General features: G+C 73.2%; 9 protein-coding genes and 1 pseudogene. 3 read left to right on the forward strand and 7 right to left on the reverse strand.

The window, feature by feature from the left end; genetic code table 11:
• Positions 1-134: 134 nt before the first annotated feature.
• From ACIA79_RS02850 to ACIA79_RS02870, 5 genes are all read right to left on the reverse strand, one after another.
• On the reverse strand, positions 135-1,136 hold the full coding sequence (locus ACIA79_RS02850; protein WP_399426337.1) for a TIGR03842 family LLM class F420-dependent oxidoreductase: 1,002 nt from the start codon (positions 1,134-1,136) through the stop codon (positions 135-137).
• 208 nt (positions 1,137-1,344) lie between these two features.
• Positions 1,345-2,757 carry a dihydropyrimidinase gene (gene hydA, locus ACIA79_RS02855; protein WP_399426338.1) on the reverse strand — a complete coding sequence of 471 codons (1,413 nt, stop codon included), beginning with the start codon at positions 2,755-2,757 and terminating at the stop codon, positions 1,345-1,347.
• Between the two features lie 70 nt (positions 2,758-2,827).
• Positions 2,828-4,108 carry an aspartate aminotransferase family protein gene (locus ACIA79_RS02860; RefSeq protein ID WP_399426339.1) on the reverse strand — a complete coding sequence of 427 codons (1,281 nt, stop codon included), beginning with the start codon at positions 4,106-4,108 and terminating at the stop codon, positions 2,828-2,830.
• On the reverse strand, positions 4,108-4,950 hold the full coding sequence (locus ACIA79_RS02865; protein WP_399426340.1) for a nitrilase-related carbon-nitrogen hydrolase: 843 nt from the start codon (positions 4,948-4,950) through the stop codon (positions 4,108-4,110). Before ACIA79_RS02865 ends, ACIA79_RS02860 begins: the two co-directional genes overlap by 1 nt.
• 181 nt (positions 4,951-5,131) lie before the next feature.
• Entirely contained in the window at positions 5,132-6,601 is a 1,470-nt protein-coding gene (locus ACIA79_RS02870; RefSeq protein ID WP_399426341.1) for a hypothetical protein, read from the reverse strand.
• A gap of 232 nt (positions 6,602-6,833) precedes the next feature.
• Here ACIA79_RS02870 and ACIA79_RS02875 point away from each other — a divergent pair, with 232 nt between their 5' ends.
• Complete coding sequence (locus ACIA79_RS02875) at positions 6,834-7,391, forward strand: hypothetical protein (protein ID WP_399426342.1); 558 nt, start codon at positions 6,834-6,836, stop codon at positions 7,389-7,391.
• A gap of 239 nt (positions 7,392-7,630) precedes the next feature.
• On the opposite strand, the gene ACIA79_RS02880 is transcribed toward ACIA79_RS02875, so the two are convergent.
• Complete coding sequence (locus tag ACIA79_RS02880) at positions 7,631-8,437, reverse strand: hypothetical protein (RefSeq protein WP_399426343.1); 807 nt, start codon at positions 8,435-8,437, stop codon at positions 7,631-7,633.
• 222 nt (positions 8,438-8,659) lie between these two features.
• Here ACIA79_RS02880 and ACIA79_RS02885 point away from each other — a divergent pair, with 222 nt between their 5' ends.
• Positions 8,660-9,880, forward strand: coding sequence for a cytochrome P450 (locus tag ACIA79_RS02885; RefSeq protein ID WP_399426344.1), 1,221 nt, complete (start codon positions 8,660-8,662; stop codon positions 9,878-9,880).
• Positions 9,881-9,902: 22 nt separating this feature from the next.
• Here ACIA79_RS02885 and ggt read toward each other — a convergent pair whose 3' ends face one another.
• Positions 9,903-11,723, reverse strand: coding sequence for a gamma-glutamyltransferase (gene ggt / locus ACIA79_RS02890; RefSeq protein WP_399426345.1), 1,821 nt, complete (start codon positions 11,721-11,723; stop codon positions 9,903-9,905).
• Positions 11,724-11,819: 96 nt separating this feature from the next.
• Here ggt and ACIA79_RS02895 point away from each other — a divergent pair.
• Positions 11,820-12,173: pseudogene (locus tag ACIA79_RS02895) on the forward strand (hypothetical protein); the annotation flags it as partial.
• Positions 12,174-12,181 lie beyond the last annotated feature (8 nt).

Raw genomic sequence — 12,181 nt, forward strand, 5'->3', positions numbered from 1 at the left:
TTCCTCACGCGAGCACGTCGGAGAGGCGTGGACCTGGAAAACCGCAAGACCGGCCGCCCGGTCCATGTAGGGCCACCAGCACGTACGCACGGCGCACGCTTCTCTTGATACGCCCCTCCACCCACGCGGTGATGTCAGCCGGTGAGTGCCGGGATGATCTCGGAGCCGTACGCGTCGATCGTCGCCTCCTTCGCGTCGTGCATGTCGTAGACGGCGAACTGGTCGACGCCCAGGGCCTTGAGCGCCTTCAGTTTGGCGATGTGGGCGGCGGGCGGGCCCAGCAGGCAGAAGCGGTCGACGATGTCGTCCGGGACGAAGTCCGTGGAGGGGCTTCCGGCGCGGCCGTGGTGGCCGTAGTCGTAGCCCTGCCGGGCCTTGATGTACGCGGTGAGGGCCTCGGGCACCAGGTCCGAGTGCTCGCCGTAGCGGCTCACCAGGTCGGCGACGTGGTTGCCGACCATCCCGCCGAACCAGCGGCACTGGTCGCGCGCGTGCGCCAGGTCGTCGCCGACGTACGCGGGCGCGGCGACGCAGATGGTGATCGAGGACGGGTCGCGGCCGGCCTCCTCGGCGGCCCTGCGCACCGCCGCGACCATCCACTCCGTCAGGTAGGGGTCGGCGAGCTGGAGGATGAAGCCGTCGGCCTTCTGCCCGGCGAGGGCGAGGGCCTTCGGGCCGTACGCCGCCATCCACACGGGCAGTTTGCCGTTCCTGATCCACGGGATGCGGATCGGCCGGCCGTCGACGAGTGCCTCGCGCCCCTCCGCCAGGTCGCGGATGACGTCGATCGCCTCGCCCACCCGGGCCAGGGTGTTGGGTTTGCGGCCGGCGACGCGCATGGCGGAGTCGCCGCGGCCGATGCCGCACACGGTGCGGTTGCCGAACATGTCGTTGAGGGTGGCGAAGGTGGAGGCGGTGACCTCCCAGGTACGGGTGCCCGGGTTGGTGACCATGGGCCCGACGGTCAGGGTGCTGGTGTGTTCGAGGATCTGGCTGTAGATGACGAAGGGCTCCTGCCAGAGCACGGCGGAGTCGAAGGTCCAGCCGTAGCGGAAGCCGTTGCGCTCCGCGCGCCGCATCAGCCCGACGACCGCCGAGGCGGGCGGGTCGGTCTGCAGGACGAGTCCGAAGTCCACGGGGTGGCCTCCCAGGGGGTGTCTGGTCGATCAGGCTGGATCGGTGAGCGGCGTTCGGGTGCCGTGCATCGCAAGGCGGAGGAGGGAGTCGACGCGGTGGGTACACCTCCCGTGCCCGAAGGGCAACGGGGGCCGTCGGCGACCGACGACAACGCGGCGAGGTGCGGTGCCGGGCGTCGCGAGCCCGGCGTGAGCGGCACGACACCCCCTAGTTCAGGTACTGGCAGGTGGAGCGTGGCGTGTAGAGGCCGTGTCCGGCGCGGCCGGTGAAGGTGCGGCGGTCGATGACGACCTCGCCGCGCGAGAGGACGGTCTCCACCTGGCCGGTGACGGTCCTGCCCTCGTACGCGGAGTAGTCGACGTTCATGTGGTGCGTGGTGGCCGAGATGGTCTGCTCGGTGTGGGGGTCGTAGATGACGACGTCGGCGTCGGCGCCGGGGGCGATGGTGCCCTTCTTGGGATAGAGGCCGAACATCCGGGCGGGCGCGGCGCAGGCGATGTCGATCCAGCGGCGGCGGCCGATGTGGCCGTCGACGACGCCCTGGTGGAGCAGGTCCATGCGGTTCTCCACGCCCGGCAGCCCGTTGGGGATCCGGGAGAAGTCGCCGCGTCCGAGCTCCTTCTGGCCGGTGAAGCAGAAGGGGCAGTGGTCGGTGGAGACGACCTGGAGGTCGTCGGTGCGCAGGCCGCGCCAGAGCGCCGCCTGGTGCTCGCGCGGCCTCAGCGGTGTGCTGCACACGTACTTGGCGCCCTCGAAACCGGGCTCGGCGAGGTTGTCGGTGGACAGGAAGAGGTACTGGGGGCAGGTCTCGCCGAAGACGGCGAGGCCCTTGTCGCGCGCGGCGGCGAGTTCCGCGACGGCCTCCTCGGCCGACACGTGCACGACGTAGAGCGGCGCGCCCGCGACGCGGGCGAGCTGGATGGCGCGGTGGGTGGCTTCCGCCTCCAGCAGCACCTTGCGGACCTCGCCGTGGTGGCGGGGGTCGGTCTCGCCGCGGGCGAGGGCCTGTTCGACGAGGACGTCGATGGCGATGCCGTTCTCGGCGTGCATCATGATCAGCCCGCCGTTGACCGAGGCGCGCTGCATGGCGCGCAGGATCCTGCCGTCGTCGCTGTAGAAGACGCCGGGGTAGGCCATGAAGAGCTTGAAGGAGGTGACGCCCTCCTCTACCAGCAGGTCCATCTCCTTGAGGGAGCGGTCGTTCACATCGGAGACGATCATGTGGAAGCCGTAGTCCACGGCGCACTTGCCGTCGGCCTTGGCGTGCCAGGCATCCAGCCCCTCGCGCAGCGAGTGGCCCACCGTCTGGACGGCGAAGTCGACGATGGTGGTGGTACCGCCCCAGGCGGCGGCGCGGGTACCGCTCTCGAAGTCGTCGGAGGAGAAGGTCCCCCCGAAGGGGAAGTCCATGTGGGTGTGGCCGTCGACGCCGCCCGGGATGACGTACTTGCCGGTCGCGTCGATCGTCCGGTCGGCGCCCGCGGCCCAGGAGGCGGCGACGGCCGAGCCGTGGGCGGCGAGGGCGGCGATGCGGCCGTCCTCGATCAGGACGTCGGCGTGGGTCTCGTCGGCGGCGGTGATGACGAGGCCGTTACGGATGAGGGTACGGGTGGTGCTCATGGTGCGGCCCCCTTCGGCCGGCTGGACGGCGGGAGTGGCAGGACAGCAGGAAGGCGGGACGGCGGTACCGCTAGAGCGAGCGCAGGGCCTGTTCGAGGATGGCGGCGCCCTCCTCGGCCTCGGCGACCGTGAGGGACAGCGGCGGGGCGATGCGCAGCGCGGTGGTGCGGTGACCGCCGCCCTTGCCGATCAGCAGGCCGCCGTCCCGGGCCGCCTCCAGTGCGGCCGTGGCCGCGTCCGGGTTCGGCTCGTCGGTGCCCGGCTTCACCAGCTCGACGCCGATCATCAGTCCGCGGCCGCGGACCTCGCGGACGAGGTCGCTGCCCGCCGCTGCGGCGCGCAGCCGCTCGATGAGCAATCCGCCGACCCGGCGGGCGTTGCCCTGCAGGTCGTGTTCCAGGAGGTACGAGAGGTTCGCGAGGCCGGCCGCCATGGTGACGGGCGAGCCGCCGAACGTCGAGATGGAGTTGGCGTTCAGGCAGTTCATGATCTCGGCGCGGGCCACGACCCCGCCGATGGACATGCCGTTGCCGATCCCCTTGGCGAAGGTGAGGATGTCCGGGGGGCCGCTCGCACCGTGCGCCTGCCAGCCCCAGAAGTGCTCGCCGGTGCGGCCCCACCCGGTCTGCACCTCGTCGGCGATCCACAGGATGCCGTGCCGGTCCAGGACCCGGCGGAACGCCGCGTACAGCCCGTCGGGCGGGCAGGTGAACCCGCCGACGCCCTGGATCGGTTCGGCGATCAGCGCGGCGACGTCGGCGGTGTGCCCGAGCAGGTCCTCCAGGTCCGCGACGCACGCCTCGATGAACGCGGCGTCGCCGAGGTGCGCGTACGGGCCGCGGGTGCGCACGCCGCCGTGCACGTACAGCGTCTGCAGCGGGGAGAGGTTGGTCGGCGACCAGGCGCGGTTGCCGGTGACGGACACCGTGGAGAAGGAGCGGCCGTGGTAGCTGTTGCGCATCGCCACGATCTGGTTGGTGCGGCGGTACGTGGTGGCCAGGAGCAGCGCCGTGTCGTTGGCCTCCGTGCCGGAGGTCGTGAAGAAGACGCGGGCGTCCGGGATGCCGGAGAGGCGGGCGATGCGTTCGGCGAGCTCCACCATCGGGCGGTTGAGGTAGAGCGTGGACGAGTGGAGGAGCCGTCCGGCCTGCTCGGTGACCGCCTTGGTGACCTCGGGCAGCGCGTGGGCGGTCATGGTGGTGAGGATGCCGCCGAAGAAGTCGAGGTAGCGCCTGCCGTTGGCGTCCCAGACGTGGCGGCCCTCGCCGTGGGTGATTTCGAGGGGGTCCCGGTAATAGAGGGCGACCCAGTCGGGGATGACGGCCCGGTGGCGCGCGTACAGGTCGCTCATCACGGTTTCACCAGCCCGTCGTACGCGTCGGGCCGGCGGTCGCGGTAGAACGCCCACGTCTGCCGTACGTCGTCGATCAGGCGGAAGTCGAGGTCGCGGACGACGAGCTCCTCCTCCTTGTCGGAGGCGACGTCACCGACGAACTGGCCGCGCGGGTCGACGAAGTAGCTGCTGCCGTAGAAGTCGTTGTCGCCGTACTCCTCCTGGCCGACGCGGTTGATGGCGGCGACGTAGTACAGGTTGGCGACGGCCGCCGCGGGCTGCTCCAGCTGCCAGAGGTGGGAGGACAGACCGCGGTGGGTGGCGGAGGGGTTGTAGACCAGCTGCGCGCCGTTCAGGCCGAGTTGGCGCCAGCCCTCGGGGAAGTGCCGGTCGTAGCAGATGTAGACGCCGACGCGGCCGACGGCGGTGTCGAACACGGGCCAGCCGAGGTTGCCGGGCCGGAAGTAGTACTTCTCCCAGAAGCCCCTGACCTGGGGGATGTGGTGCTTGCGGTACTTGCCGAGGTACGAGCCGTCGGCGTCGACGACCGCGGCGGTGTTGTAGTAGAAGCCGGGGCTCTCGATCTCGAAGACGGGGACGACGATCACCATGCCGGTCTCGCGGGCGAGGTCCTGCATCCGGCGGACGGTCGGCCCGTCCGGGACGGGCTCGGCCCAGCGGTGGTGCTCCGGGTCCTGGACCTGGCAGAAGTACGGAGCGTTGAACACCTCTTGGAAACCGATGACCTTGGCGCCCTGCCGGGCCGCCTCGCGGGCGTGCTCCTCATGCTTGGCGATCATGGATTCGGTGTCGCCGGTCCAGGTGGCCTGGACCAGGGCGGCGCGCACGACGTGGGACATGAGCTGCTCCTTCGGCACGGCGTCAGAGAGCCTCTACGCACGTAGACGCGGTGCGTAGACAGTGAACGTAAGCCTCGTCACATCCCGGAGCAAGACCGCCGCCGTGAACCGGCGGAGTCGATCACGTTTCGTACCCGAGTGGTCGACACCCGGCAATTTTCGCGCGCGGGCGCGAACAGCCTCAGGCCAGCCCCGCCACGCGCAGCGCATGCACGAGGTCGCCCCGGCCGTGTTCAGCGCGCTCCCGCGCAGGCACCGCGCGGTGGGCCTCGAGGAGCCGGGGCACCAGGACGTGCGGGGCGTACGCGGCGAGGCGGGCGGCGTCCTCCGCGGTGCGCGAGCGGACGAAGGCGTCCAGCAGGGCCCGGACATGCCCCTCCCGGCCGGCCTCGTCGAGCGCCAGCACCGCGGCGGCCGTCTCCCCGAGGGGCCGCGCCACGCCCTGGCGCAGCAGGTGCCGGGCGTCCTGGTCGAGGCCGGCCGCGCCGAGCTCGCCGGCCACGGCCGCGAGGTGCTCGGGCGGCAGGGACGCGGCCTCCCACAGCAAGGTGGCCCAGTCGGGCGCGAGCCCGGCGTCGCGCAGCCCGGCGGCGAGCAGCGGGAGCCGGGCGGCGGGCCCGGCTGCCGCCTCGCAGAGCAGGGCGTGCGCCTCGCCACCGCGGCCCCGGGCGCGCAGGGCGACGAGCGCGGCCACGGCCTCCTGTGCGGCGCGCCGGTCCTCCGCGGTGGGCCCGGCGGGAGGGGGCGGTGCCTCCTCGGCGGCCGGGGCGCCCCCGAACCGGGCACCTCGCGGTACCGCGCCGGCGACGGGCAGCTCGGGCACCGTGAGCGCCTCATGGCCCGCGTCCGCCGCGCCGGCCGCCGGCCCCGGCTCGTCGCCGTCCGGTTCCGGCTCCTCGATCCAGGCGTACCGCGCGCCCCGGGGCCGCTTCCTCGGCACGCCACCGGCACCGCCGCGCCGGCTCCAGGGCCACCGGCCGCCGTCGGAGGCTCCGTCGCCGCGCGGGGCCTCGGAGGCGGGAGCGGGCACGGGGGCGGACGGTGGCGCGGGGACGGAAGCGGCAGCGGGCACGGGTACCGGTGGTGGTGCGACGACGGGTGGCGGGCCGGGCGAAGGGGCGGGCGGCGGGGTCCGTACCGGGACGGGCGGCAGGGCGGCCAGCCGGGCGCGGAGTTCGTCGATGCGGGCGGAGGCGCGGGCGTGGTCGTCGTGGAGCCACCCCAGGTCGCGGGCGAGGCGGTCGGCCTCGTCGGAGCCCTCCGCCGCTGCGGACAGCAGGCCGGCCAGTTCCTCACCGCGTCCCGCGGCGTACGCCTGCTCGCGCCGCATCCGCTCCAGCCGCGCGTGCAGCGCCGCGCGGGCGCCCGGGCGGCCGTCGTGGGCCGCGACCGCCGCGGCGTACAGGTCCCGGGCGCGGGCCGCCTCCGCCTGCGCGACCCGGTCGCCGTACGCGGTGGCGAGGTCCTGGAGCAGCGCTTCCACCACATCCCAGGGCGGGATCTCCGCACCGTCGAGACACGCCCGCATGCCGGCGGGGTCGCGGCGGCAGAAGACGCCGTACCAGCCGCCCCGGGGGTCGAGCCGCTCCACCAGCACGCCCAGCCAGTCCCTGAACAGCGCGATACCGGACGGATGTTGATGCAGCGTCATGCAACGCCCCTGCCCCCACTGCCGACGGAAGTCTCCGGTCCGCAGGCATTCGACCCCAGTCGTGTTACGTCCGGGCTACGGGAGCTTTTCGTGCGCACGCGACCTGCCGCCCGCGCTGCTGGACCGGACCGACCGGGACGGGTCCGCCACCCCGCGCCGCCGCGTCCAGCCGGCCGTGGCGGACTGACGCCACCACGGGTGGCGGCCCGCGGCGGGCGGGTAGGCCCTCGTCATGTCACGCCCCTGCCGCGTTCCGCCCGGTCATGACCCGGAGGTCATCAGGACCGTGTACGCCGTCGGCCGCGACCTCGGCGTGTCCGGCAAGGTGATGCTCGCCGGCTTCGAAGCCGGGTGGGTCGAGTCGCACATGAACAACCTCGACTGCGGCGACAAGGACTCGCTCGGGGTGTTCCAGCAGCGGCCGAGCCAGGGCTGGGGCACACCCGAGCAGATCATGGACGTGTCGTACGCCGCCGGGCGGTTCCTCCACCGGGCCGTCCAGGTGGAGCGCCGGTGCCCGGACCTCACCCCCGGCCGGACCGCCCAGGAGGTCCAGCGCTCGGCCCACCCCGAGCGGTACGACGAGGCGGAGGCGAAGGCGCGCGAACTGCTGGAGGAGGCCCGGCGGTCGGCCGACCCGGCGGACGCGGCGGGCACGGCCTGCCCTGCGGACGCGGCGGACGCGACGGACGCGACGGACGCCCGGGCGGCCGGCGGACCGGCAGCAGGCTCCGGCACCGGGGCGGCCGGCGGACCGGCACTCGGCGGGGCGGCGCGGGACACCGTCTGAGGCCGCGGTGAGCCGGCCGGGCACGGCACGGACAGCGCGCCGAGCCTCGTCCAAGCCTCGTCCACGTGCGGCGTTCACGGCGCGGCGGCCGGGGAGGGACGGCCGCACGGGGACACGGTCGCGCAGGGATGCCCGCGGGCGGAACGGCCGAGGGCCGGGTACGAGCGGCTGCTCGTACCCGGCCCTCCTGCACGGTCCCTCACGGGACGGACCCACGCGGGCGGTGCCGCGTCAGCGGGTCACGGGCAGCTGGCGATGGTGCTGCGGGCGCGGTCCGGCGCGGCGTGCTCGACCTTGCACTCGTCGACGTCCAGGCCGCCGTCCACGACACCCCAGCCCGGACCGGCCGACAGCACCGAGTTCTCGGTGCCGCGGATGGTGTCGACGCCGGGACCGCCCTGGATGGTGCCGCCCGCCTCGGGGCCCACGGCCTTGGCCTCGATGAGGTCGTTCTCCGAACCGCCGAGGACCCGGCCGCCGAAGTCGATGGTGCCGCTGGTGATGTGGTCCGTGCCGTCGTTGCCGAAGACCTGGCCGCCACCGCGGGCGTAGTCGCCGGGGGCGCCGTGGACGCTGCCGACGGTGAGGCGGTCGTTGCCCATGTCGCCGTAGACGGTGGCGCCGTGGTCGGCCGTGCCGCGGACGGTGGCGACGATGATGGTGTCGTCGCCGCTGTTGCCGCGGATGGTCGAGGAGCCGTGGCGCGGCATCAGGTGGCTGGTCTGGATGGTGTCGTCGCCGTCGCCGCCGAGGATCTGCGAGTCGAGGATCAGACCCTTCACGCGGATGTTGTCGTTGCCGCCGCCGCCGAAGATGATGACGTTCTCGACGTCGTTCTCGCACTCGATCTTGTCGTCGCGGCGCGTGCCGGTAACCCGCTCACCGGGGTCCACCGCCACGCCGTTGACGGTGCACTGGTGGCTGGGGAGCGCGCTGCGCGCGGAGTCCTCGGCGTGGGCGGGGACCGTCGTCAGGGTCGTGGCGATGACCGAGGCGGCGAACGCACCGCGGACGGCGATGCGGGTCTTTCGGGAAGTTCTGGGCATCCTGGATCTCCTGTGGCTGTCGTGCCGACGAGCCGTCCTTGCCCGCCCGGGCCGCCCGCTCCACGGTCAATGGGCACACTGTCACCCATTCATACGGTCAAGTGTGTTTATTTTCCCTTTCGTCCATCCGGGGGTAGCTGACCCGGCACGGCGTCGGACGGCGGGCAGGTCGGGAACAGATGCCCGTGGCCTGAACGGACCCATCGGAAAGCGAGCACCGGGATGACGGACACGACCACGGCGCAGACCCCGCCCGCGCGGTTCTGGGCGATCGACGACCTACCGGGCCTGCAGTTCGACCCGCTGCTCGACGAACTGCTGCGCGACGAGCCCGTGGCGCGCGTCCGGCTCCCGTACGGCGAGGGCGAGGCGTGGCTCGTGACGCGGTACGAGGACGTCCGGGCGATCACCTCGGACCCGCGGCTCAGCCGCCGGGCACTGGCGGAACGTACCGCGCGGGTGACCGGGATGACCGCACATCAGATCGCCTCCCACGCCGGCTTCAACTACGTCGACCCGCCGGAGCACTCGCGGCTGCGCAAGGTGGTCGCCAGGGCGTTCACCGTGCAGGGGATGAAGCGGCTGCGCCCGCTGGCGCAGCAGACCGCCGACCGCCTGCTGGACGAGGTGGAGCGGCACGGCCCGCCCGCCGACCTGATGGCGATGCTCCACGGGCCGATGCCGCTGTCGGTGGTCAGCGACCTGCTGGGCGTACCGGAGGAGGACCGGCACCGGCTGGCCGGCTGGCCGGATCTGATCATGTCGTCCGGGCCGGGCCCGGAGCGCAGCCGGCAGGTGAAGGCCGAGCTCACCGCGTACATCACCGAGCTGCTGGAGCGGCGGCGGCGCGAACCCCGCGAGGACCTGGCGACCGTGCTCGCCGAGGCCCTGGACAACGGCGAGCTCAACCAGGAGGAGGCGGTGTCCGTCACCACCGCCATCCAGGTCAGCGGCGCCCACGCGGTACGCAACAACAGCGCCAACATGGTGTACGCCCTGCTCACCCACCCCCAGCACCTGGCCCGGCTCCGTGCGGAGCCGGAGCTGCTGCCGCAGGCCGTCGACGAGCTGCTGCGGTTCATCCCGCACCGCAACGGGGTGGGGCTGCCCCGCGTCGCCATGGAGGACATCGAGATCGGCGGAGTGACGATCCGCGCGGGCGAGGTCGTCTACGCCTCGTACCTCGCGGCCAACCGGGACCCGGGGGTGTTCAAGGACCCGGAGGTGCTCGACTTCGACCGGGCGGACGCGCCGCACATGGCCTTCGGGTACGGCTCGCACCACTGCATGGGCGCGCAGATGACCCGGATGGAGTCGGAGGTCATGCTCTCCAGCCTGCTGAAGCGGTTCCCCGCCCTCCGGCTCGCGGTGGAGCCGGAGGACATGGTGTGGCAGAGCAAGGGGCTGATCCGCGGACCGCAGACCCTGCCGGTCGCCTGGTGAGGGACGCCCCGGCGGGCCGGGCTCAGCCCGCCGGGCGCACCACCATCGCGGAGCCGCCACCGCGGCGGGTCTTCTCCGCGGCGGCGAGCCAGCGGCCGTCGGGCAGCCGCTGGACGCCGGTGGCCGCGCCGATCTCCGGGTTCTCGCGGAAGCGGTGGCCCAGGGCTTCGAGAGCGGTGCGCAGGCCGCTGCCGTACAGCGCCGGTTCGAGTTCCGTCGTGGTCTGGTTGCGCTGGCTGGCGCGGGGCGCGGCGATGGCTTCGACCAGCGGCAGCTTGCGGTCCACCACCCCGGTCAGGGTCTGCAGGACCGTGGTGACGATGGTGGCGCCGCCCGGCGAGCCGAGCGCCAGGACCGGGCGGTCGTGGCGGTCGAGGACGATCGTGGGGGACATCGACGAGCGGGGCCGCTTGCCGGGGCCGGGCAGGTTCGGGTCGTGCACCGCCGGGTTCGCCGGGGCGAAGGAGAAGTCGGTCAGCTCGTTGTTGAGCAGGAAGCCCCGCCCGGGCACGGTGATCCCGCTGCCGCCGGTCGACTCGATCGTGAGGGTGTAGGCGACGACGTTGCCCCATTTGTCGGACGTCGTCAGGTGGGTGGTGTTCTCGCCCTCGTACGTCGTGGGGGCGGCCGCCGCGCCGGCCGCGCACGGCGCCGGGTGACGGGGGTCGCCGGGCGCGAGCGGGCTGGTCAGCACGGCGTCGTCGCGGATGAGGCACGCGCGCGCGTCGGCGAACCGCTGCGACAGCAGGCCCTTGACCGGTACGTCCTCGAAGGCCGGGTCGCCGACCCAGCGCCCGCGGTCGGCGAAGGCGACGCGGCTCGCCTCGATGAACCGGTGCAGGTAGCGCTCCTGCGACGTGCGCGCCGGTGAGAGGTCGGTGCGCTCCAGGATGTTCAGGGCCTCGCCCACGGTGGTGCCGCCCGACGAGGAGGGCGCCATGCCGTAGACGTCCAGGCCGCGGTACGCGACCTTCGTGGGCTTGCGCCACACCGTCTCGTACGCCGCCAGGTCACGCATCTTCAGGTCACCGGCCCGGACGGTCCGGGTGGCGCCGTCGCGCACCGGGGGGTCCTGGACCGTACGGACGATGTCGCGGGCGACCTCGCCCCGGTAGAGCACCTTGGTGCCGTGGCGGCGCAGTTTGCCGTACGTCCGGGCCAGGTCGGGGTTCTTGAACACCGAGCCGACCTCGGGGAGCCGGCCGCCCGGCAGGAAGAGCTGCGCGGAGGCGGGGAAGTCGCGGAACCGGGCCTCGTTGGCGGCGGTCTGCGCGCGGAAGGTGGCGTCGACGGTGAAGCCGTCGCGGGCCAGCCGTTCGGCGGGTGCCAGCAGCTCCGGGAGGGACTTGGTGCCCCAGGCGTCGAGGGCGGCTTCCCAGGTGGCGGGGGTGCCCGGGGTGCCGACGCTCAGGCCGCTGGTCATGCCCTCCTCGAACGGCAGGGGTGTGCCGTCGTCGTCGAGGAACAGGGACGCGTCGGCGGAGCGCGGCGCGGTCTCGCGACCGTCGATGGTGCGGACGGTGCGGGTCCTGGCGTCGTAGTGGACGAAGTAGCCGCCCCCGCCGATGCCCGCCGAGTACGGTTCGGTGACGCCGAGCGCCGCGGCGGTGGCCACGGCCGCGTCCACCGCGTTGCCGCCGCGCCGCAGCACCTCGATGCCGGCGGCAGACGCGTCGGGGTCGACGCTGGCGACGGCTCCGCCGTACCCGACGGCGACCGGGGACTTGGCCGGTGCGGCGGGAGGGGCGGTGGCGGGGGCGGCGGGTGGCGCCGCGGCGCCCACCGAGAGAACCGTCGCGGCGACGGCGGCGAGCGAGGTGTTCCGTACTGTGGAGCGACGCATCCGTACCTCCAGTCAACGACCGTCCGGCGAGCCTAACTTCAGGGCGGACCCCTTGCCAGGACCCCCGGGGACACGGTGGCGCTACCATGCGCGCCCATGTATGAAGACCTGCTCAACATCGCGCTCGGCGTGATAGCCACCGGGGTCAGCGCCGCGCTCGGCTGGCTGGCCCGCACGGCCCTGTGGCGCCGCAGGCTCCGCCGTCAGCAGGCCTTCTTCGGACTGCCGGGGAACGCGGAGTGCCTGCTGGTCGTGAACCGCGAGGCGGGCTCCGAGGGCGCGGTGCACCGCTTCGACGTGTTCGCGCTGCTCGAACTGGCGGCGCTCATCAAGGACTGCGGCGCGCACGCGCGGATCGTGCAGCACGACGTGGCGCATCAGGGCTTCGGCGAGCGTACGGAGTTCTGCCTGGGGGGCCCGTACTCCAACCGGCGCAGTCTTCGTTACCTAGCTTGGAC

This window comes from Streptomyces sp. NPDC051310 (genome assembly GCF_044455245.1).
Classification (GTDB): Bacteria; Actinomycetota; Actinomycetes; order Streptomycetales; family Streptomycetaceae; genus Streptomyces.